Below are 21073 nucleotides of genomic sequence, written 5' to 3'. Positions count from 1 at the left end.
CCCTTGGTCAAGACCAATCGTCGATCCCCTGCGGGGCGCGCGGGCCTGATGCCACACAGCGTTGACGAGGTGTTCAGACAGCGGCCAGGGAGTGCAGCTTGTCGGGGTTGCGGATGACGTAGACGGACTGGATGCGGCCGTCCAGGACGTCCAGTTGGAAGACGGAGTCGGGCTTGCCCCCCGACAGGATGAGCACCGCGGGCCCGCCGTTGACCTCCAGGAACCGCCAGGAGATGTCCGGGACGCCCTTCCCGGCGACACCGACGAGGAAGCGGCCCACGTGGTCGGCGGACTCCAGGACCCGCAGCGGCGCCTTGCTCTTGCCGCCGCTGTCCCCGACGAGCCGGACGTCCGGGGCGAGCAGCGACAGCAGCTCCTTCAGGTCGCCGCCGCCCGCGGCGGCGAGGAAGCGCTCCGTCAGGTCGCGGCGCCGGACCGGGTCGACGTCGAAGCGCGGCCGTCGTTCCTCCACGTGCCTGCGGGCCCGTCCCGCGAGCTGGCGTACGGCGGGTTCGCCGCGGTCGAGCATGGCGGCGATGTCGGCGTAGGGGTAGCCGAAGGCCTCCCTGAGGACGAACACCGCCCGCTCCAGCGGTGACAGCGACTCCATGACGACCAGGACCGCGAGGGAGACCGAGTCGGCGAGGACCGCCTGCTCGGCGGTGTCGGGCACGGTGTCCCCGAAGTCGGTCACGTACGGCTCGGGCAGCCAGGGGCCGACGTACGTCTCGCCGCGCGCCTTGACCTGGCGCAGCCGGTCGATCGCCAGGCGCGTGGTGACCCGGACCAGGTAGGCGCGCGGCTCGCGCACCTCGCTCCGGTCGGCCGCCGACCAGCGCAACCAGGCTTCCTGCACCACGTCCTCGGCGTCGGCGACGCGCCCGAGCATGCGGTAGGCGACGCCCAGGAGGACGGGTCGGTGTTCTTCGAAGACGTCGGTCTCGGTGTCAGTGGCCACGGGTTCATCCCAACGCAGACGCCGGTGCGTGTCCAGGCGATATGGGCGTGCGGCGCGCCCTTCCGGCCGGAGGGGTCTACCCGCCAGTAGCAATTGCTGACAAGCTGTCTACGACGCGTCCGCCGTGCGTCACCGCCTCAGCCCCGTGAGTCGCCGTCAAGGAGCCCTCATGTCCGCCACCGTCTCCTTCAAGGTCCCCTCCGCCACGGGGCCGCAGCCCGTGACCGTCTCCTACGCGCGCGTGGGACGCGGAGAGCCCTTGCTCCTGCTGCACGGCATAGGCCACCACCGCCAGGCCTGGGACCCGGTGGTCGACATCCTGGCGACCGAACGCGACGTGATCGCCGTGGACCTGCCGGGGTTCGGCGCGTCGCCGGGGCTGCCCGAGGGGCTGTCGTACGACCTGGCCACCACGACGTCCGTGTTCGGGGCGCTCTGCGAGGCGCTGGAGCTGGACCGCCCGCACGTGGCGGGCAACTCCCTCGGCGGACTGCTGGCCCTGGAGCTCGGCCGCGAGCGGCTCGTACGGTCCGTCACCGCGCTGTCTCCCGCCGGGTTCTGGTCGGAGGCCGAGCGGCGCTACGCGTTCGGCGTGCTGCTCGCGATGCGGCACATCTCCCGGCGGCTGCCGCTGCCGCTGGTCGAGCAGCTGGCCCGCAGCGCGGCCGGCCGCACGATGCTCACCAGCACCATCTACTCCCGCCCTGGCCGGCGTTCACCCGAGGCCGTGGTCGCCGAGACGCTCGCCCTCGCGCAGGCCACGGGGTTCGACGAGACGCTCCGGGCCGGTACCGCCGTCCAGTTCGCCGACGACGTCCCGGGGCTGCCGGTCACGGTCGCCTGGGGCACCAGGGACATGATCCTCGTGCGTCGGCAGGGCGTGCGGGCCAAGCAGATCATTCCCCGGGCCCGGCTCGTACGGCTGCCCGGTTGCGGCCACTGCCCGATGAACGACGACCCGGCTCTGGTCGCTCGGGTCATCCTCGACGGCAGCCGCTGACACCCTCCGTTCGCGGCTCAACGCCCCCGATCCGAGGGCGACTCCGGCGCCGACCAGGGCGCTGCCCACCGCCTGGGCCGCGCCGTAGGAGCCCGTGCCGACCAGGGGTGCGGTACCGGCGGCCGCGACCGGGATGAGGCCGGAGAAGAGCGTGGCGCGCTCCGCGCCGATCCGCTGCACGCCCATGTACCAGCACACGAAGCCGACGACGGTGACGACCGCCGCCTGCCACAGCAGCGCGCCGGCCTCGGCGGCGCCGGGGCGGCGCAGCCACGCGGTGCCGTCCAGGAGGAGTCCGGCCACCGCTGCCTCGACGGCGGCGACCGCGCAGACGGTGGCGGACAGCAGCCGTGGGCCCAGGGGCCGGAGCACCGGTACGGCGAGCACCGCGAAACCGACCTCACCGGCCAGCGCGCACACCGAAAAGGCGATACCCACGCCGTCCGTACGCCCCCAGCCCTGCACGGCGAAGGCGCCGAGGGCCACCAGCGACGCGCCCCGCAGGACCCGGCGTCGGGGCCGGCGTCCCTCCAGCAGCGGGACGAGGACGGCTACCAGCACGGGGGCGCAGCCCACGAAGACGCCGGGCACGGCCGGTTCCGCGGTGCGTTCGGCGGCGATGACGGCGAGGTTGAAGCCGACCATGCCCACGCCGGCCAGGAGCGCGAGGCGTGTCCACTGCCGGGGCTCCAGCGCACGCAACCGGGCCGCGGCGCCCTGCGCGGCCAGGGGTACCAGCAACAGCGCGGCAAGGCCGTAGCGCAGGAACTGGCCGCCCGCGTACGGGTAGTCGCCGAGGAGGCTGTTGGCGGTGAAGGACGCTCCGACGAGGACGCAGGCGAACGTGGCGAGGAGGGAGCCGCGCGTGGTGGTGGCGTTCATGGGGACGACGCTAGGAAGGGCCGCGGCCCGGTTTAAGGTCCAGTGCCATGACGTCATCGGGGACCAATCCGGAGCGACGGCCGCCCGACGACCCCGTCGGGTCGGCCGCCTGGGAACTGCTGCTGCCCGCCGTCTCCGCTCCGGCACGCACGCGTGGCCGCACCCTTCAGGCGGCCCTGCGAGAGGCGGTCAGGTCCGGGCGGCTCGTGCCGGGAACCCGGCTGCCGTCGAGCCGGGACCTGGCCACCGACCTCGGTGTGTCGCGCGGGCTGGTCACCGAGGCGTACGAGCAGCTGACGGCGGAGGGCTATCTGCGCAGCGGCCGGGGAGCCGGTACCTGGGTCGGCGGAGCCGTGCGGGCCGCCCGGCCACGCGCGCGTGACCTGGCCCCGCGCACGCCGGGCACCCGCGCGGACTTCGTCGCGGGCACGCCCGACCTGTCGTTGTTCCCCCGCGCCGCCTGGGCCACCGCGCACCGGGGCGTGCTGTCGGAGCTGCCGCACCAGGACCTCGGCTATCCCGACCCGCGCGGACTGCCCCGGCTGCGTGCCGCCCTGGCCGAACTGCTGACGCGCCGCAGGGGCGTGGTCGCCGATCCGGAGCGGATCGTGGTCGTCTCCGGCGTGGCACAGGCGACCACGCTGCTCGGATTCGCGCTCCACGCACGCGGGTTGCCGACGGTCGGCGTGGAACACCCCGGAAGCCCACAGCACGACGCCCTGTACACGGCGGCGGGTGTCACCACCGTTCCCGTGCCGCTGGACGAGGACGGGATCTCCGTCCGCCGTCTGCGCGACGCGGGCGTGCGGGCCGTGGTCGCGACGCCCTCCCACCAGTTCCCCACCGGTATCGCCTACTCGGCGCGGCGGCGCGCGGAACTGCTCGACTGGGCGCGTTCCGTCGACGGCTTCGTCCTGGAGGACGACTACGACGGCGACTTCCGCTACGACCGGGCTCCCGTGGGGGCGCTCCAGGGACTCGACCCGGACCGCGTGGCCTACGCGGGATCGGCCAGCAAGTCCCTCGCCCCCGGACTGCGGCTCGGCTGGCTGCTCGTGCCGCAGACGCTGGCCGACGAGGTGATCGAGCGCAAGCGGACCATGGACCTCGGCCATCCCACGATCGACCAGGCGCTGTTCGCCCGTTTCGTGGAGCGCGGAGACTACGACCGCCAACTGCGCCGCTGCCAGCGCGCCTACCGGGAGCGGCGCGACGCGCTGGTCTTCGCCCTGGACGAGCACCTGCCCGGCACGGAGGTCTCCGGGATCGCCGCCGGGCTGCATGTCATCGCCGAACTGCCGCGTCGGTACGGCCCCCAGGAGAAGGTCCTCCCGCGCCTCGCCGCGGCGGGTGTGACCGTCCGTCCGCTGACGGACTACGCACACGCGCGTGCCGAGCCCGACGAGAAGCGGGGTGTGCGGCTGGTCCTCGGATACGCGCACCTGTCCCCGACGCGGATCCGGGAGGGCGTACGGCTGATGGCCGAGGCCGCCCGCGGCTGAGCCGCGCTGTTCGGGCACACGGGTTCCCTTGTTCCCGCGGCCGGTTGTTCACCCGCGGTTTCCGTGTGCGCTGCGGCGCCCCAGTAGGTGTGGCATCACACACTGGCCGGATCCCGTCCCTGGAGGCGCATTCATGTCCCACCGTCCGTTCCCCGGCCGCCGCAGCGTGCTGCGCGGCTCCCTGGCCGCGTCGGCGGCCCTCACGCTTCCCGCGGTCTCCGCAGGCGCGCCGGCCTTCGCCCTCTCCGGACGCCCCGGGGCGGGCTGGGGGGTGCAGACGGGAGACGTGACCTGCGACTCCGGTCTGGTGTGGGTGCGTTCCGACCGTCCGGCCCGGATGATCGTGGAGACGTCCGCGACCGAGTCGTTCCGCAACCCGCGCAGATGGCACGGCCCGATGCTCGGCGCGGACACCGACTTCACGGGGACGACCCGGCTGCGCGGACTGCCCTCGGGCGAGCAGATCCACTACCGCGTCCTGCTGGCCGACCCGGACGATCCGCGCCGCACCGGCGAGCCGGTCGCCGGCACCTTCCGCACGGTGTCCCACAAGCGCCGTGACGGGGTGCGGTTCCTGTGGTCCGGCGACCTCGCAGGGCAGGGCTGGGGCATCAACCCCGACTTCGGCGGCTACACGATCTACCAGGCGATGGCCAAGCTGGACCCGGACTTCTTCCTGTGCAGCGGCGACAACATCTACGCCGACGGCCCGATCTCGGCGACCGCCGCCCTGCCCGACGGCAGCACCTGGCGGAACATCACCACGGAGGAGAAGTCCAAGGTCGCCGAGACCCTGGCCGAGTTCCGCGGCAACTTCCGCTACAACCTGCTCGACCACCACCTGAAAGCCTTCAACGCCCAGGTCCCGTCGATCATCCAGTGGGACGACCACGAGGTGCGCAACAACTGGTACCCGGGCCAGAAGATCCTGGACTCCGACACCCGCTACACCGAGAAGAGCGTCGACGTGCTCGCGGGCCGGGCGCGGCGCGCGTTCAGCGAGTACTTCCCGGTCTCCACCCTGCGGCCGGGGGCGCGGGACGGCCGGGTGTACCGGGTGCTGCGGCAGGGGCCGCTGCTCGACGTGTTCGTGCTGGACATGCGGACGTACCGCAACGCCAACTCGCCCGACGACCAGACCGTGGACCCGCAGGGCATCCTCGGCCGGGAGCAGCTGGAGTGGCTCAAGCGGGAGCTGTCGCGCTCGCGGGCGGTGTGGAAGGTGATCGCCTCCGACATGCCGCTCGGCCTGGTCGTGCCCGACACCACGGAGGGCAAGGCGAACATCGAGGCGGTGGCACAGGGCGACCCTGGCGCCTCGCTCGGACGGGAGCTGCAGATCGCCGAACTGCTGCGGTACGTCAAGCACCGGCGGATCACCGGCACGGTGTGGCTGACGGCTGACGTCCACCACACCTCGGCCCAGCACTACCAGCCGTCGCGGGCCGCGTTCACCGACTTCGAGCCGTTCTGGGAGTTCGTGTCGGGTCCGCTGAACGCGGGTGCCTTCCCGGCCAGCGCGCTCGACGGCACCTTCGGTCCGGAGCGGGTGTTCGTGAAGGCGCCGACCGCCGCGAACGTCTCGCCCGCGGGCGGCTACCAGTTCTTCGGCGAGGTCGACATCGACGGCCACAGCGGCGAGCTGACGGTGCGTCTGCGCGAGCAGGACGGCACGGTGCTGTTCACCCAGGTGCTCCAGCCGGGCCGGGTGGGCCAGTAACTCCCGTAGGCTCTACAGCGGGGCGCGCACCGGCGTCATCCCCCGGTGCGCGCCCCATGAACGGTTGAAAAGGGCACAAAGCGTACGGACCCACACTTTACCGCCCAGTCACAATGCGTTCGTGATCACGCAACACCGTTCCTCCACAGTGGCTGCATGACTCGAGACATGTCTGATGTGACCCGTGCGAAAGACGGTCGCCCCGTGCACCACTGGCGGCGCGACGTGATCGAACTCGCCGCCCTGTTCACGGCCGTCGCGGTGGCCGACACCGTGGCGAACCTGATCGGACACGGCCCCGACGGCAGCGCGCTGCTGGTGATCTCGGCGGTGGCGCTTGCCGCCACGGCGGGATTCCACACCTGGTGGGCACGGCGCCACGGCCACGCGCCCCCGACGGGCGATACCGGCGCCCGGCCGCTGCCCGAGGGCGAGCGGGCCGGGCCCTGCGACCAGCCGTCGGGGACCACGGACCCCGAGGCCGCGGAGAGCACGCTGTGGCGGATGCGCACCACGGTGAAGGACGCACCGGGCTCGCTGGCCGCCCTGTGCACGGTCCTCGCCGAGCAGCGCATCGACATCCTCAGCCTGCAGACCCACCCGCTGGCCACGGGCACCGTCGACGAGTTCCTGCTGCGTGCCCCCGGCGCGCTGGAGGGCTCCGAGATCACCCGGGCCGTCGCGCGGGCCGGCGGCACCGACACCTGGATCGAGCGGGCCGACACGCACGACCTGGTGGACGCCCCGACCCGGGTGCTGGGCCTCGCCACCCGCACCGCGCTGGACGCGGCGGAACTGCCGCTCGCACTACGTCAGTTGCTGGGCCGGTGCACGATCCGGTCCCTGCCGGCCGTTCCGGTGGGAGGCGGTCGAGGACCGGAGGGAGTGCCCGTGGAAGGAGCCCTGGAGGACACCGTGATGCGGTTGCGGGCGCCCGAAGGCGGCGTGATCACCGTGGAGCGGCCGTATCTGCCGTTCACGCCGACGGAGTTCGCCCGCGCCCGGGCGCTGGTCGAACTGGACGCCCGGCTCGGTCCGCGGGTGCCGCGCAGCCAGGACGTCCTGACGCTGCCGGAGGGCCACGACATCACCGTGCGCCGGGCCGACACCGGGGACCTGGAGGCCGCGGTGGCGATGCACGAGCGGTGCTCGGCGCGGACGTTGGGCCTGCGGTACCACGGGCCGGTCGGTGACGCCGACCGCTATCTGAACCATCTGCTCAGTCCGCGGTTCGGGCAGACCCTGGCCGTGCGGTCCGCTTCGGGCCGGATCGTCGGGCTCGGGCATCTGCTGTGGGACGGGGACGAGACCGAGGTGGCGCTCCTCGTGGAGGACGCGTGGCAGCGCCGCGGCATCGGGGGCGAGCTGCTGGAGCGGCTGGTGGCCCTGGCCGCCGAGGCCGGGTGCGCGAGCGTGTACGCCGTGACGCAGTCGTCCAACACCGGGATGGTCGCCGCGATGCGGGGGCTGGGGCTCCCCCTCGACTATCAGATCGAGGAGGGAACCCTGGTGATCACCGCGCGCATCGCTCCGCAGCCGGAGCCGGAGCGCGCCGTGGGAGTCACGAGGACCGAGGCGCCGTAACGACCGAGGTCTCCTGGAGGGCGGTGTCCAGATCCGCCCACAGGTCCTCCACGTCCTCCAGGCCCACCGACAGGCGCAGCAGCCGGTCGCTCACTCCGGCGCCCCGGCGGTCGTCCGCGGGCACGATGCGGTGGCTGATCGACGCCGGGTGCTGGATGAGGGTGTCCACGCTGCCCAGGCTCACCGCCGGGGTGATCAGGCGGACCCGGTCGATCACCGCGTGCGGGTCGCCCTCGACCTCGAAGGCGACCATCGCGCCGCCGATGCGCGGGTAGTGGACCCGGGCGACCCGGGGATCGGCGGCCAGGCGGCCGGCGAGTTCCGCGGCGGTCGTGGAGGCGGCGCGGACGCGGACCGGGAGGGTCGACAGGCCGCGCAGCAGGAGATAGCCGGCGAGGGGATGCAGGACGCCGCCCGTGGCGAAGCGGACCTGCCGCAACTGCCCGGCGAACTCCTCGTCGCAGGCCACCACCCCCGCCATCACGTCCCCGTGGCCGCCGAGGTACTTGGTGGCGCTGTGCAGTACCAGGCGGGCACCCTGCTCCGCGGGGCGTTGGAGCACCGGGGTGGCGAAGGTGTTGTCCGCGAGGAGGGGCACGGAGCCGCAGGAGTGGGCCAGGGCCCGCAGATCGATTTCGGCGAGGGTGGGATTGGCCGGGGACTCGACCAGGACCAGGCCGGTGTCCGGGCGCAGGGCGTCGGCGACTCCCGCCGGGTCGGTCCAGGTGACCTCCGTGCCGAGCAGCCCGGCGGTCAGGAGGTGGTCGCTGCAGCCGTACAGGGGGCGTACGGCGACGACGTGGCGCAGGCCAAGGGAGGCCCGTACGAGGAGGACGGCCGTCAGTGCGGCCATGCCGCTGGCGAAGGCGACCGCGGCCTCGGTGTTCTCCAGGCGGGCCAGGGCCGTCTCGAAGCGGGCGACGGTCGGGTTGCCGAGGCGTCCGTACACCGGCGGGCCCTGCGGCTCGGCGCCGGTCGCGGCGAAGGCGTCGATGCGGGCGGCCTCACCACGGCTGTCGTAGGACGGGTAGGTCGTCGACAGGTCGATGGGCGGGGCGTGCAGTCCCTGGCGGGCGAGGTCGTCGCGGCCGGCGTGGACGGCCTCGGTGGCCAGTGCTCTGAGCGGCGTACGGGAGGCGGTGGCGGTGCGCGCTGAGTCCATGACCGCCAGGGTGAACACCGAACGGCGGTTACGGGACGAAGCCCGTGCTACGTTCGGCCGATGGCCGAATCTGTCGTACTGGACCCGGTGGACCTGCAGCTGCTGCGGCTGTTGCAGAACGACGCCCGGACCACCTACCGCGATCTCGCCGCCCAGGTGGGGGTCGCCCCGTCGACCTGCCTGGACCGGGTGACCCGGCTGCGCCGCTCGGGCGTCATCCTCGGGCATCAGCTGCGGCTGGATCCGGCCAAGCTGGGCCGGGGCCTGGAGGCACTGCTGTCGGTGCAGGTCAGGCCGCATCGACGGGAACTGGTGGGGCCGTTCGTGGAGCGGATCCGGGCGCTGCCGGAGTCGCGGACCGTCTTCCACCTGACCGGTCCCGACGACTACCTGGTGCATGTGGCCGTGGCCGACATGGCGGATCTGCAGCGGCTGGTGCTGGACGGGTTCACCTCCCGGCCCGAGGTGGCCCGGGTGGAGACGCGGCTGATCTTCCAGCAGTGGGAGTGCGGGCCGCTCCTTCCGCCTGCCACGCCGACAGCGGAATCGGGGTGACTCCCACCAGGTCTCCGTATGAGGATGGACCGCATGTCTGAGACTCAGAGCCCGCTGCCCCGTCAGGTCGCCGACACCTACGTCGACGAACTCATCGCCCTCGACCCGATCACCGGTACCTACCTGGGTGTGAAAGAGAGTTCGAGCAGGCTGCCCGACACATCACCGGCGGGCCAGGAGGCGCTCGCGGAGCTCCGGCGGGCCACGCTCGCGAAGCTCGACGAAGCCGAGGGCCGGCCCGGCGCGGACAGCGACATCGAGCGCCGGTGCGGCCGGCTGCTGCGCGAACGCCTGACGGCCGAACTCGCCGTGCACGAGGCCGACGAGGGCCTGCGCGCGGTCGGCAACATGGCCACGCCCGCGCACGAGATCCGTGAGATCTTCACCGTCACGCCGACCGAGACGGAGGAGGACTGGGCGGCGATCGCCGAGCGGCTGCGGGCCGTGCCCACCGCGTACGCTGGTTATCGCCAGTCCCTCGAACTCGGTCTGGAGCGCAAGCTGTACGCGGCACCGCGCCCGACCGCCACCTTCGTCGAGCAGCTCACCGAGTGGGCGGACACCGACGGCAACGGCCGCGGCTGGTTCGAGGACTTCGTCTCGGCGGGCCCTGACGCGCTGCGTGCCGAGCTGGACGAGGCCGCCCGCACCGCGACCGCCTCCGTGGTGGAGCTGCGCGACTGGATGCGGGACGTGTACACGCCGGCGATCGAGGGCGCCCCGAACACCGTGGGCCGGGAGCGGTACGCCCGCTGGGCCCGCTACTTCAACGGCACGGACCTCGACCTGGACGAGGCGTACGCGTACGGCTGGTCCGAGTACCACCGCCTGCTGGGCGAGATGAAGCAGGAGGCCGAGAAGATCCTGCCCGGCGCCGAGACGCCGTGGGTGGCGCTCGCCCACCTCGACGAGCACGGCAAGCACATCGAGGGCGTCGACGAGGTCCGCGACTGGCTCCAGGGCCTGATGGACCAGGCGATCGACGCGCTGGACGGCACCCACTTCGAACTCGCCGAGCGGGTACGGAAGGTGGAGTCCCGCATCGCCCCGCCCGGCGGCGCCGCGGCCCCGTACTACACGGCCCCCTCGGAGGACTTCTCGCGTCCCGGCCGCACCTGGCTGCCGACGATGGGCCAGACCCGTTTCCCGGTCTACGACCTCGTCTCGACCTGGTACCACGAGGGCGTCCCCGGCCATCACCTCCAGCTCGCGCAGTGGACGCATGTGGCGGGGAACCTCTCCCGCTACCAGGCCTCGGTGGGCGGGGTGAGCGCCAACGCCGAGGGCTGGGCGCTGTACGCGGAGCGGCTGATGGACGAGCTGGGGTTCCTCACGGACCCCGAGCAGCGGCTCGGCTATCTCGACGCGCAGATGATGCGGTCCACCCGGGTCATCGTCGACATCGGCATGCACCTGGAGCTGGAGATCCCGGCGGACTCGCCGTTCCACCCGGGTGAGCGCTGGACGCCCGAGCTGGCGCAGGAGTTCTTCGGCGCGCACAGCAGCCGTCCGGCGGACTTCGTGGAGAGCGAGCTGACCCGCTACCTCACGATCCCCGGCCAGGCGATCGGCTACAAGCTGGGCGAGCGGGCCTGGCTGCTGGGCCGGGAGAAGGCCCGCGAGCGGCACGGGGACGCCTTCGACCTCAAGGCCTGGCACATGGCGGCGCTGTCGCAGGGTTCGCTGGGGCTGGACGACCTGGTGGACGAGCTGGCGCGGCTCTGACGCCAGAGATCCGGTGACCGACTCGGATCGCGTGGTCCAGGTCGGTCACCGGCCGCAGCTGTTCGGCCGCCACCGTCGCGCAGATGGACGGCCCCTCAGTCCGGGAGCCTGCGCAACTGGACGAGACCCAGCCAGGTCTCCGGTCCGGGCCGCACGTCGGCGGCGCGGACCGCGTACCGGCCGGGGGTGAGCGAGACCTTCAAGTGGTCGGTGTTGACCGCGTCGTCGCCGGGCCAGGCCGCGTCGAAGAGGACGACCGGACCGGGTACCGTCCAGCTCACCTCGTCCTCCCAGACGGCCGCGGCGAGCGCGGTGGGGACCACGGCGAGGAGTTCGTCCTCGGAGTCGGCGGCGCACCACCGTACGAAGGTGTCGTGGTCGGGCAGATAGGAGGTCGAGGCGGGCTCGTCCCCGAGGACCAGGGCCGCGGCGTCGCCGACCGGCAACAGGCCCACGCAGCCGTCGACTTCACAGGCCCGGTCGTAGTCGGAGGCCGTCTCGTCGCCGTCGGCGCCCGCCCAGAACGTCAGCACCGTCTCCGGCACCGCTATGAGCGGACCGCCGCCCGACTCCACCCACTCCACCGCGCCCGGCTCCGCGTATCGCACCATGGGCCAGAACCTACACGCACGGGAACCTCAAGGTTGCACCTGCACAGGAACCCCGCTGGAATCCCAGGGACTCAGCAGCCGCAGTCCTCCGAGTCGGCGGGCGCGGTCAACGCGTCTGCGGGGCGTCGCTCTCGGCCCTCCCAGGTCTCGAACGCGAAGCCCTCGCGCACCCAGTACTCGAAGCCGCCGAGCATCTCCTTGACCTGGTAGCCGAGTTCGGCGAGGGCGAGTGCGGCGCGGGTGGCGCCGTTGCAGCCGGGGCCCCAGCAGTACGTCACCACGGGCACGGCCCGGTCGAGGAGCTGTTCGGCCTGCTCGGCGATGAGGGCGGTGGGCAGATGGACCGCGCCCGGGATGTGCCCCTGGTCCCAGGCGGCGGTGGAGCGGGAGTCGAGGACCACGAAGCCGGGGTCGCCGTCGGCGGCGAGCGCGGCGGCGACGTCGGAGACGTCGGCGTGGAAGACCAGGCTGGCCCGGAAGTAGGCGGCGGCCTCGGCCGGGGCGGCGGGGGCGACGCGCAGGACGGGGTTCGAGGTGAGCGAGTCGGTTGTCGTCATGGCCAGAAATCTACGGGCGGTGATCACCGACCTGAAGGGGGATTCCACGGCACCGGTGTTGCCCGGCCGGGGATTCCCCTGCTATTTCTCGGCCATGACCGCGTATTCCCCGGACGCCACCGACTGGCGCATCCTCGATGTCCTTCAACGGGAGGGCCGGGCCAGTTTCGCCGAGCTCGCCCGTGCCGTCTCGATGTCCGCGAGCGCGGTCACCGAACGGGTGCGGCGCCTGGAGGAGGCGGGTGTCATCCAGGGGTACGCAGCCGTCGTGGACCCCGACCGGCTGGGCCTGCCGATCCTGGCGTTCGTCCGCCTCCGGTACCCCAACGGCAACTACAAGCCCTTCCACGACCTGGTCGCCGTGACGCCCGAGATCCTGGAGGCGCACCACGTGACCGGCGACGACTGCTTCGTCATCAAGGTCGCCGCCCGCTCGATGCGGCACCTGGAGGAGGTGTCGGGCAGGATCGGCACGCTGGGCTCGGTGACCACGAGCGTCGTCTACTCCTCCCCACTGCCCCGGCGGCCCGTGGGGCGCTGACCTCAGCCTCCGCCGCGCTGTCTCAGCACCGAGCCCGAGCGCCCCTTCACGACCTCCAGTTGCGCGTGGACACGGCGGCGCAGATCGGCGACATGGCTCACGATGCCCACGCTGCGGTCGCGTTCGCGCAGTGAGTCCAGGACGTCGAGGACCTCGTCCAGGGTCTGCTCGTCGAGGCTGCCGAAGCCCTCGTCGATGAAGAGCGTGTCGAGCCGGACCCCGCCCGCCTCGTCGGTGACGACGTCCGCGAGGCCGAGCGCCAGCGCGAGCGAGGCGAAGAAGGTCTCGCCGCCCGAGAGGGTGGCCGTGTCCCGCTCCCGTCCGGTCCAGGCGTCGACGACGTGCAGTCCGAGCCCGCTGCGGCCGCGGCCGGTGCGGTCGTCGGAGTGGACGAGGGTGTAGCGGCCGGACGACATGCGTTGCAGGCGCACGGTCGCGGCGGCCGCCACCTGCTCCAGGCGGGCCGCGAGCACATAGGACTCCAGCCGCATCTTGCGCTCGTTGTCCGCCGAGGTGCCCGCGGCCAGCGCGGACAGCCGGGCCACCCGGTCGTACTCCTCGCGCAGCGGCGCCAGCCGTCCAAGGCCGGCGGCCGAGCGGGCCGAGAGCCGGTCGAGTTCGGCACAGCGCCGGGCCGCCGCGTCGCGAGCGGAGGCGGCCTCGCGGACCCGGCGGCCCGCGTCGGCGGCGGCCCGCTCGGCCGCGAGGACGTCGGCGGGCGGCCGCTGGGCCGCCTCGGCGGTGTCGGTCTCGGCGAGAACGGCCCGTACGGCGGCCTCCTCGGCCTGCCACGCGTCCAGCCGGTGCTGGAGATCACGGTGGGCCTGGTCGTCGAGGAGGGCGGCGGCCGCGGCCTGCGGGGTGTCGAAGCCGGCCCGGAAGGCGGCGTCTGCGAGCCGGGCGTCGGCGTCCTTGAGCCGCTGGGCGGTGTCCTCGGCGACGCGCACGGTGTCGGCGGCGTCGGTGAGCAGCGCGGCCTGTCGTTCCAGCTGGACGGCGCGGGCGGCCACACTGTCGGCGGCACCGCGCGCCTCGGCCAACTCCGCTTCCAGAGTGGTTCGTTCCCGGTCCAGGGCGTCCCGGCGGGCGCTGCGGGTGGCGGTGCGCACGGCGGCCTCCTGCTGGGCCGTCAGCCGTTGTTCGCGCTCCCGCTCGGCCTGCCGCAGCCGTTCCGTCGCGGTGTGCAGCGCCGAGGCGAGGGTGCGGACCTCTGCGTACTCGCGCTCCAAGTCGTCCGCCTGGAGGGCGAGTTCCTCGGTGGAGGTGTCGCCGGCCTCGCCCTGGGCTGCGGCCAGCGCCCGCTGGACGAAGGCGAGGCGCCGCTCGGCCTCGGTCCGCCGTTCGTCGGCGTGCTGCGAGGCGGCGAGCGCGCGCTCCTCGGTCTCCCGGTCGACGTGCCCGGCGTCCTTGCGGGCGGGGGCGGGGTGCTCGGTGGCGCCGCAGACCGCGCAGGGCTCGCCGCCGGTGAGCTGTGCGGCCAGCTCGGCGGCGATGCCGTTCAGCCGCTGTTCCTTGACCTCCAGCCACTTTGCGCGGGCCTTCTGGGCGCGGTCCGTCAGCTCGATGACCTGCTGCTGGGCGTCGTCGGTGTCCCGGGCGAACTGGTCGCGCTGACGAGCGGCGGCGAGCCGCTTGCGGGCGGGCTCGCGCTGCACGGCCAGCTGTTCGGCGCGGGTGGCCGCCTCCTGGGCCGACTCGACGGCCTGCTGGAGCCCCGCGCGGGCCTCCTCCCACCCGGCGAGCCAGGTCTCGGCCTCGTGGAGGACGTCCTCGTCGGACCGCTCCTCGCTGTCCAGCACGGCGCGCTCGCGTACGAGTTCGGCGAGCCGCTGCTCGGCGCGCCGGGCCGAGTCCAGGCCGCCCAGCTCCTCGGCCGCCCGGCGTGCGGCGGCCGCGAGTCCGGCGGCGCCCGCGTCCACGAAGGTCACCGGCAGCAGCCCACGCGCGCGTGTTTCGGCTTCGGCGGCCCGCCGGTGCTCGGCCTCGGCCGCCTCCCGCAGTTCCAGTGCGGGCGCCACCGCCTCCGCCTTGCGGGCCCGCTCCATCCGGGCCTGCGCCTGGTGGTAGCCGTCGGCCCGCTCCTCCAGCAGCACGGCCCGCTCACGCGCCTGGGCGAACCGGCGTTGCAGCCGGTCGACTTCGCGCACGTCGGCCAGGGCGCGCTCGGCGGCGGCCTGGGCGGACTCGGCGGCACCGAGCCCGCAGTGGGCGATCGTCAGCTGTTCGCGGGCGGTGCTGCGGGCGACGGCGGCCGCGCTCAGGACGGCCTCGGCAAGGCCAGGCTCACCGGGCGTCAGCCGGGGCAGCTCCATGGCGTCGCCGGCCGCCTGCTGCATGCGGTGCGCGTCGGCGAGCAGGGCCGCGTCGCCCTCGCGCACCTGCGTCTCGGCCGCGCGGCGTCGCTCGGCCAGCCGCTTCTCGACCTCGGCGAACCGGTGGGTGTCGAAGAGCCGTCCCAGCAGCTTGCCGCGTGCCTCGGCGTCGGCCCGCAGGAAGCGCGCGAAGTCGCCCTGGGGCAACAGCACGACCTGGCAGAACTGCTCGCGGCTCATGCCGAGCAGCTGGGTGATCTCCTCACCGATCTCCTGGTGGGACCGGCTCAGGTCCTTCCAGGCCCCGGCGGCGCCGTCGTACTCGCGCAGCCAGCTCTGCGCCTTGTCGAGCGTCGTACCGCTACCGCGCTTCTTCGGGCGCTCCCAGGGAGGTTGCCGGGTGATCTCCAACCGGCGTCCCGCGACGGTCAGTTCGAGACGGATCTCCGTGCGGGTGCTCGGGGCGGCGTGATCGCTGCGCAGTGCCGTCCCCTGGCCGCTCTGCCGGGACCCCGGTGCCGAGCCGTACAAGGCGTAGCAGACGGCGTCGAGCACGGAGGTCTTGCCGGCGCCCGTCGGACCGTGCAGCAGGAACAGTCCGGCCGCCGACAGCTCGTCGAAGTCGACCCTCTGGGTGCCGCCGAACGGTCCGAAGGCGGTGATGTCCAGCCGGTGCAGCCTCACCGCGCCACCTCCCGCACGGCCTCGTCCGCGCGCACGGCGTCGAACGCGTCCCGCAGCACGGCCTGTTCGCGCTCGTCGGGCCCGGCGCCGCGCACATGGGCCACGAAGTCCTCGGCGATCTCCTGGTCACCGCGCCCCGCCAGCCGCCGGGCGTAGGACACGTCGGGGTCGTCCGGCGCCCGCTCGGGATCGAAGACGAGGCTGAGCGTGTGCGGGAACCGCTCGCAGAGGCGGGCCATGGGTTCGGCGGGGCGGACCGGGTCGGTGAGGGTCGCCTCGACCCAGGCCTCCTCCTGCGGCACGAGCCGCGGATCGGCGAGGAGTTGTTCCAGGGTCCCGCGGATCCGGGCCAGCGCCCGTGGCACCGGGCAGTCGACGCGCTCGGCGGTGACCGCGCCGCCGGCGTCCAGGTCGACCAGCCACATGCTCTTGCGGTGGTCGCTCTCCGAGAAGGAGTACGGCAGCGGGGAGCCGGAGTAACGCACCCGCTCGGTGATGGTCTGGCTGCCGTGCAGATGCCCGAGGGCCGCGTAGTCGACCCCGTCGAAGACACCGGCGGGCACGGCGGCCACTCCCCCCACGGTGATGTCCCGCTCGCTGTCGCTGGCCTCGCCACCGGTGACGAAGGCATGGGCGAGAACGACGGACCGCGTCCCCGGCGCGCGCGTCGCGAGGTCGGCGCGGACCCGGTCCATGGCGGCGGCGAGCACGGCCTCGTGGCCGGCCTTCCGCACCCCGAACTCGTCCTTCACCAGAGCGGGTTCCAGATAGGGCAGGCCGTAGAACGCCACGTCCCCATGGGCGTCGGAGAGCACCACGGGAGTCCCGCACGCCGCCGGCTCGGTCCGCAGATGGATGCCGGCCCGCCCGATCAGTCCCGCGCCGACGCCCAGGCGGCGGGCGGAGTCGTGGTTCCCGGAGATCATCACCGTCGGCACGCCGAGGTCGGCGAGCCGGTGCAGGGCGTCGTCGAACAGCTCGACCGCGGCGAGCGGCGGCACCGCACGGTCGTACACGTCTCCCGACACGACCACCGCGTCCACCGCGTGCTCCCGCACGGTGGTGACGAGGTGACCGATGAACTCGGCCTGGGCCCCGAGCATGCTGACCCGGTGGAACGCGCGGCCGAGATGCCAGTCGGACGTGTGCAGCAGTCTCATGATCCCCGACCCTAACGGCCAGGTCTGACACCACGGGCGGTTACTCCCGTATCGCCCCGTCATGACCAGACACAGGAAAGGGCGTTATGCCCGAAAAGGGCAACTAGACGTCTCCGTACGCCTCTCCCCCGAGCTCGAACCCCGCAGTCCCCGCCGTCGCGTCCGCCAGCCACCCCCGGACCGCCTCCACGTCCGCGTCCGGCAGTCCGATCTCGATCGTGACGGCCTCGCCGTAGCGGACGTCCCGTACCTCGCGTCCGGTCGACCGGAGGTCGTTCTGCACCTTGCCCGCGCGCTGGTGGTCGACGGTCACCGTGGCGAGGCGGAACCGGCGGCGCGTGAGCGTGCCCACCGCGTCCAGGGCCTCACCGACCGCGCCGCCGTACGCCCGGATGAGTCCGCCCGCGCCGAGCTTGACGCCGCCGTAGTAGCGGGTGACCACCGCGACGACGTACCGCATGTCGCGGCGCAGCAGCATCTGGAGCATGGGGACGCCGGCGGTGCCGCCGGGTTCGCCGTCGTCGCTGGCCTTCTGGATCGCGGCGTCGGCGCCGATGACGTACGCGTAGCAGTTGTGGGTGGCGTCGGCGTGCTCCTTGCGGACGGCGGCGACGAAGTCCTGGGCCTCCCGCTCGGTGGCCGCCGGGGCGAGGGCGCACAGGAAGCGGGAGCGGTTGACCTCGGTCTCGTGCACACCCGCGCGGGCCACTGTGCGGTACTCGTCCGGCATCCGGTCAGCCTAATCCGTGGTCGAGGACGTCCCAGGAAGGGGACGCTCACTTCCTCCCCCGCGCCACCGTCACGGACGTGAGCAGCGCCGTCCCCGGCTCCAGATCCCGCCAGGCCGTGCCGTGCCAGGCCAGCACCGCGATCGCGGACGTCGGGAACTTCACCCGTACCTCGTCCAGCGCGTCGTCGAGGCCGTCCCCGGCCAGGGTGAGGACCAGCTCCTCCAGGCCGGGGTTGTGCCCGACGAGGAGCAGGGTCACGACGTCGGGAGGTGTCTCGTCCAGGGCCGCCAGCAACTCCGGTACGCCGGCCCCGTACAGCCCGGGGTCGAGGCGTACCGGCGGCGGGGTGCCCCACTGGGCGGACGCCAGCTCCCAGGTCTGGCGGGCGCGTACGGCGGTGGAGCACAGGGCGAGGTCGGGGAGCAGGTCGGAGGAGGCGAGGACACGGCCCGCCTCCGGCGCGTCCCGGCGGCCGCGGGGGCCGAGGGGCCGTTCGTGGTCGGCGACGCCCTCGGGCCAGGCGGACTTGGCGTGTCTGAGCACGACCAGGCGGCGCAGCGGGCCCGCTCCGGTGCGCGCGATCACGCCGGGGATCCCAGGTCGCGGGTGAGTTCGAGGCCGAGCAGCCGGTCCGCGTAGGCGTACGTCTCGAAGCGGGCGCCCTCCGGCAGGTCCGACTCCTCGACCCAGCGCAGCACGCGCAGCACCTCGGGTACGTCCAAGTCGTCCTCCCAGGCGCTACGGAGCCGTCCGCGCACCTTCTCGGGGACGGGCCGGGACGGCTGCCGCGCCCAGGCGGCGACGGCCCTGCGCCAGCGCTGGAGGGTGCCGCGGGCCTCGGCCAGGGCTGCCTCGTCGAGCTGTGCGGGCGTGGTCCGGGGCGGGGTGAGCAGGGCGAGACGGACCTCGGCGGGGTCGGCGCCCTCCGGGAGGCCCGGGGTCTCGACGGGCGCGACAGCGACCCGGATCCCGTCCGGGGCCGCACCGCCCTCTCCCACCACATGGACGACCTGGGACTCTCCCCAGCCGGGGCCGACGTCCCGGCGGTCCTCGAAGGGCCGGATGCCCAGGGCGGCGGCGCCCGCGTGCAGCTCCGCCTGTTCGCGGTCGCCGGTGAGCAGCGCCCACACGGGCGTGCCGCCGATCTCCAGAGCTCGGGCGAGGAGGTCGGCGACGAGCAGGACGCGGAGGGCGGAGGTGCCGTAGCCCGGCACATGGGCTTCGACTCGGGTCAGGCCTCTGCGGGCGGGGACGGCGTCGACGGGCTCGCCGGTTCGGGCGTCGGTGATGCGCAGCACGGGGCGAGCGTAGGCGGGTGAAGCGCGCCGCGCAGGTGACTGGCCGGTATTCCGGACACGGTTGCGGAATTCAACCGACCGCGCCCGCTCCCTCCAGGACATGAGCGGGTCCGCTCAGAGACTCGCCGCGTGGTCGGGGACATAGGTCTGCAGATCACGCGGCGGGCGCTGGTACCCGGTCGACCCCGGCCGCTCGGGCAGTTCGAGGACCGGCGGGGGCACCTCTCGGTACGGCACGGAGCCGAGCAGGTGGGCGATCATGTTCAGCCGTGCCCGGCGCTTGTCGTCGCTCTCCACGACGAACCACGGTGCCTCCGCGATGTCGGTGTGCACCAGCATCTCGTCCTTGGCCCGGGAGTACGCCTCCCAGTGGGTGATGGACTCCAGGTCCATAGGCGACAGCTTCCAGCGCCGCAGCGGGTCCTCCAGACGCTTGCGGAACCGCTCCTGCTGCTCGGTGTCGCTCACCGAGAACCAGTACTTGCGCAGCACGATCCCGGCCTCGACGAGCATCCGCTCGAAGATCGGGCACTGGCGCAGGAACAGCTGGTACTCCTCCCTGGTGCAGAAACCCATCACGTGCTCGACGCCAGCCCGGTTGTACCAGGACCGGTCGAACAACACGATCTCGCCGGCCGCGGGCAGGTGCTCGACGTACCGCTGGAAGTACCACTGGCTGCGCTCGCGCTCGGTCGGCTTCGGCAGCGCCGCGATCCGGGCGACGCGGGGGTTGAGGTGCTCGGCGACCCGCTTGATGGTGCCGCCCTTGCCCGCCGCGTCCCGGCCCTCGAAGACCACGACCACCCGGGCGCCCTCCGCACGCACCCACTCCTGAAGCTTCACCAACTCCGTCTGGAGACGCAGAAGTTCCTTCTCGTAGGTCTTGCGCGGCAGCTTCTCCGCGCCCTTCTCGGTCATGCCGCCTCCACCCTCCGACAACCGCCGGACAACCGTCCCGTGCCCGAGGTCGAACACCTGGCCGCCACCGTACTTTCCGCCACCGCCCCGCGCACGCCGAAGGCCCGTCGACGTGCGGCCGAGCCAGAACCACACCACCGCGCGAGCCCCGCACACCGACCGCCCGACCGGCTACCGGCGGCGCTTGTACAGCGCGATCGCCGCCACCGCGCCGCCCGCCACCACTCCCACACCCACGCCGGCCGACGCAGCACGGCAGCACCGGCGCGCCCGAGCGGGCCTGCCCGCCAGTCACCCACTCCCCCCCCGGCCACAAGCCCGCCGACGATCGATCGAGGCGGAACCGGACCGCCGCGGAAGTCCCGCACACCGACCGACCTCCCGGCCCGCGCGGCACGGCAGCATCCAGGCACCCGAGCGGGCCTGCCCGCCAGTCACCCACTCCCCCCCCCCACACACAAGGCCGCCGAGCCGACGCCCCCTCGGTAACCTCCTCCAGCCGCGGCCACCTGCGGCGCACAGCCCAGGGCACACGCAGCCGGGCCTTGAGCACCCCACCCGCCCGTGTCCCACGAAGATCTCCCGGCATTCGCCTCCCTGGAACGACAGTGCCACCACCAACCGGGCCAGGCCACACGTCGGGAAGACCAGGACGGCATCCGGTGTTCCCCCACATGCCGAAGTCCCCCTCCCGAGGAGATCCACCGTGTACGGCGACCCAGCGACGATCCGCAAGATCCTCACCGAACTCGGCGACACCTGGGCCGTCGTGGGCCTGTCGTCGAATCAGGGGCGCGCGGCCTACCGCGTCGCCCAGGTACTCCAGCGCCACGGCAAGCGGATCGTGCCGGTCCACCCCAAGGCGGAGACCGTGCACGGCGAGCAGGGGTACGCCTCCCTCGCGGACATCCCCTTCGACGTGGACGTGGTCGACGTGTTCGTGAACAGCGACCTGGCGGGCGCGGTCGCCGACGAGGCCGTGGCCAAGGGCGCGAAGGCCGTGTGGTTCCAGCTCGACGTCATCGACGAGCCCGCGTACGACCGCACCCGCGCCGCCGGCCTGGAGATGGTCATGGACAAGTGCCCGGCGATCGAGATCCCCCGTCTGGGCTGACTCCTCTCCCGAATTCCTGAAACACTCGCAAGGAATTCCCCGCAGAGAAGTCAAATGAA

Annotated in this window: 18 protein-coding genes and 1 pseudogene; 8 read left to right on the top strand and 11 right to left on the bottom strand. The window is 73.2% G+C overall.

What is annotated here, in order from left to right; genetic code table 11:
• Positions 1-73: 73 nt before the first annotated feature.
• Positions 74-958, bottom strand: a complete 885-nt coding sequence (locus tag D1369_RS35095; RefSeq protein WP_007380474.1) for an RNA polymerase sigma-70 factor — start codon at positions 956-958, stop codon at positions 74-76.
• 169 nt (positions 959-1127) lie between these two features.
• On the opposite strand from D1369_RS35095, the gene D1369_RS35090 reads away from it, so the two are divergent.
• Positions 1128-1958 carry an alpha/beta fold hydrolase gene (locus D1369_RS35090; RefSeq protein ID WP_082319363.1) on the top strand — a complete coding sequence of 277 codons (831 nt, stop codon included), beginning with the start codon at positions 1128-1130 and terminating at the stop codon, positions 1956-1958.
• Between the two features lie 477 nt (positions 1959-2435).
• On the opposite strand, the pseudogene D1369_RS44165 reads toward D1369_RS35090, so the two are convergent.
• Positions 2436-2840 (bottom strand): annotated as a pseudogene (locus D1369_RS44165) (EamA family transporter); the annotation flags it as partial.
• A 47-nt stretch (positions 2841-2887) separates the two neighbouring features.
• Here D1369_RS44165 and D1369_RS35080 point away from each other — a divergent pair.
• From D1369_RS35080 to D1369_RS35070, 3 genes are all read left to right on the top strand, one after another.
• Positions 2888-4342: a PLP-dependent aminotransferase family protein gene (locus D1369_RS35080; RefSeq protein ID WP_118082816.1), complete on the top strand. Its 1455-nt coding sequence runs from the start codon at positions 2888-2890 to the stop codon at positions 4340-4342.
• A 133-nt stretch (positions 4343-4475) separates the two neighbouring features.
• The gene (locus D1369_RS35075; protein ID WP_007380478.1) at positions 4476-6062 is read left to right on the top strand and encodes an alkaline phosphatase D family protein; all 1587 of its coding nucleotides are present in this window, start codon (positions 4476-4478) and stop codon (positions 6060-6062) included.
• A 204-nt stretch (positions 6063-6266) separates the two neighbouring features.
• On the top strand, positions 6267-7646 hold the full coding sequence (locus tag D1369_RS35070; protein ID WP_037899202.1) for a GNAT family N-acetyltransferase: 1380 nt from the start codon (positions 6267-6269) through the stop codon (positions 7644-7646).
• Here D1369_RS35070 and D1369_RS35065 read toward each other — a convergent pair.
• Positions 7624-8808: a PLP-dependent transferase gene (locus D1369_RS35065; RefSeq protein WP_037903104.1), complete on the bottom strand. Its 1185-nt coding sequence runs from the start codon at positions 8806-8808 to the stop codon at positions 7624-7626. The two genes, D1369_RS35070 and D1369_RS35065, sit on opposite strands and share 23 nt — an antisense overlap.
• Before the next feature lie 60 nt (positions 8809-8868).
• Here D1369_RS35065 and D1369_RS35060 point away from each other — a divergent pair, with 60 nt between their 5' ends.
• Complete coding sequence (locus D1369_RS35060) at positions 8869-9363, top strand: Lrp/AsnC family transcriptional regulator (protein WP_007380481.1); 495 nt, start codon at positions 8869-8871, stop codon at positions 9361-9363.
• 33 nt (positions 9364-9396) lie between these two features.
• On the top strand, positions 9397-11088 hold the full coding sequence (locus D1369_RS35055; protein WP_007380482.1) for a DUF885 domain-containing protein: 1692 nt from the start codon (positions 9397-9399) through the stop codon (positions 11086-11088).
• Positions 11089-11183: 95 nt separating this feature from the next.
• Here the strand turns inward: D1369_RS35055 and D1369_RS35050 are convergent, their stop codons facing one another.
• Positions 11184-11699, bottom strand: coding sequence for an immunity 21 family protein (locus D1369_RS35050; protein WP_007380483.1), 516 nt, complete (start codon positions 11697-11699; stop codon positions 11184-11186).
• A 71-nt stretch (positions 11700-11770) separates the two neighbouring features.
• The gene (locus D1369_RS35045) at positions 11771-12256 is read right to left on the bottom strand and encodes a rhodanese-like domain-containing protein (RefSeq protein WP_037899204.1); all 486 of its coding nucleotides are present in this window, start codon (positions 12254-12256) and stop codon (positions 11771-11773) included.
• Positions 12257-12350: 94 nt separating this feature from the next.
• On the opposite strand from D1369_RS35045, the gene D1369_RS35040 reads away from it, so the two are divergent.
• Positions 12351-12797, top strand: coding sequence for an Lrp/AsnC family transcriptional regulator (locus D1369_RS35040; protein ID WP_007380485.1), 447 nt, complete (start codon positions 12351-12353; stop codon positions 12795-12797).
• Positions 12798-12799: 2 nt separating this feature from the next.
• Here D1369_RS35040 and D1369_RS35035 read toward each other — a convergent pair whose 3' ends face one another.
• The 6 genes from D1369_RS35035 to ppk2 form a co-directional block, all read right to left on the bottom strand.
• A complete protein-coding gene (locus D1369_RS35035; protein WP_118082815.1) occupies positions 12800-15793 on the bottom strand; it encodes an SMC family ATPase in 2994 nt (997 codons plus the stop codon).
• Entirely contained in the window at positions 15790-16953 is a 1164-nt protein-coding gene (locus tag D1369_RS35030) for an exonuclease SbcCD subunit D (RefSeq protein ID WP_007380487.1), read from the bottom strand. Before D1369_RS35030 ends, D1369_RS35035 begins: the two co-directional genes overlap by 4 nt.
• Positions 16954-17056: 103 nt before the next feature.
• On the bottom strand, positions 17057-17683 hold the full coding sequence (locus tag D1369_RS35025) for a YigZ family protein (protein ID WP_007380488.1): 627 nt from the start codon (positions 17681-17683) through the stop codon (positions 17057-17059).
• A 46-nt stretch (positions 17684-17729) separates the two neighbouring features.
• On the bottom strand, positions 17730-18269 hold the full coding sequence (locus D1369_RS35020) for a histidine phosphatase family protein (RefSeq protein ID WP_007380489.1): 540 nt from the start codon (positions 18267-18269) through the stop codon (positions 17730-17732).
• The gene (locus D1369_RS35015) at positions 18266-18982 is read right to left on the bottom strand and encodes a cysteinyl-tRNA synthetase (RefSeq protein WP_037899206.1); all 717 of its coding nucleotides are present in this window, start codon (positions 18980-18982) and stop codon (positions 18266-18268) included. Before D1369_RS35015 ends, D1369_RS35020 begins: the two co-directional genes overlap by 4 nt.
• Positions 18983-19096: 114 nt before the next feature.
• Positions 19097-19900 (bottom strand): polyphosphate kinase 2, encoded by an 804-nt coding sequence (gene ppk2 / locus D1369_RS35010; protein ID WP_007380491.1) that lies wholly within the window; start codon positions 19898-19900, stop codon positions 19097-19099.
• Between the two features lie 706 nt (positions 19901-20606).
• Here ppk2 and D1369_RS35005 point away from each other — a divergent pair.
• Positions 20607-21014 carry a CoA-binding protein gene (locus D1369_RS35005; protein WP_007380492.1) on the top strand — a complete coding sequence of 136 codons (408 nt, stop codon included), beginning with the start codon at positions 20607-20609 and terminating at the stop codon, positions 21012-21014.
• Positions 21015-21073: the final 59 nt, after the last annotated feature.

Source organism: Streptomyces sp. CC0208, assembly GCF_003443735.1.
GTDB classification, from domain to species: Bacteria; Actinomycetota; Actinomycetes; order Streptomycetales; family Streptomycetaceae; genus Streptomyces; species Streptomyces sviceus.
This window is presented reverse-complemented; position numbering and strand designations above follow the sequence as displayed.

Bases quoted from the DNA above. Each gene is read 5' to 3' on its own strand.
- D1369_RS35060 (WP_007380481.1), top strand. From the start codon at position 8,869: ATGGCCGAATCTGTCGTACTGGACCCGGTGGACCTGCAGCTGCTGCGG.
- D1369_RS35065 (WP_037903104.1), bottom strand. From the start codon at position 8,808: ATGGACTCAGCGCGCACCGCCACCGCCTCCCGTACGCCGCTCAGAGCA.
- ppk2 (WP_007380491.1), bottom strand. From the start codon at position 19,900: ATGACCGAGAAGGGCGCGGAGAAGCTGCCGCGCAAGACCTACGAGAAG.
- D1369_RS35090 (WP_082319363.1), top strand. From the start codon at position 1,128: ATGTCCGCCACCGTCTCCTTCAAGGTCCCCTCCGCCACGGGGCCGCAG.
- D1369_RS35040 (WP_007380485.1), top strand. From the start codon at position 12,351: ATGACCGCGTATTCCCCGGACGCCACCGACTGGCGCATCCTCGATGTC.
- D1369_RS35045 (WP_037899204.1), bottom strand. From the start codon at position 12,256: ATGACGACAACCGACTCGCTCACCTCGAACCCCGTCCTGCGCGTCGCC.
- D1369_RS35075 (WP_007380478.1), top strand. From the start codon at position 4,476: ATGTCCCACCGTCCGTTCCCCGGCCGCCGCAGCGTGCTGCGCGGCTCC.
- D1369_RS35080 (WP_118082816.1), top strand. From the start codon at position 2,888: ATGACGTCATCGGGGACCAATCCGGAGCGACGGCCGCCCGACGACCCC.
- D1369_RS35030 (WP_007380487.1), bottom strand. From the start codon at position 16,953: ATGAGACTGCTGCACACGTCCGACTGGCATCTCGGCCGCGCGTTCCAC.
- D1369_RS35050 (WP_007380483.1), bottom strand. From the start codon at position 11,699: ATGGTGCGATACGCGGAGCCGGGCGCGGTGGAGTGGGTGGAGTCGGGC.
- D1369_RS35055 (WP_007380482.1), top strand. From the start codon at position 9,397: ATGTCTGAGACTCAGAGCCCGCTGCCCCGTCAGGTCGCCGACACCTAC.
- D1369_RS35025 (WP_007380488.1), bottom strand. From the start codon at position 17,683: ATGCCGGACGAGTACCGCACAGTGGCCCGCGCGGGTGTGCACGAGACC.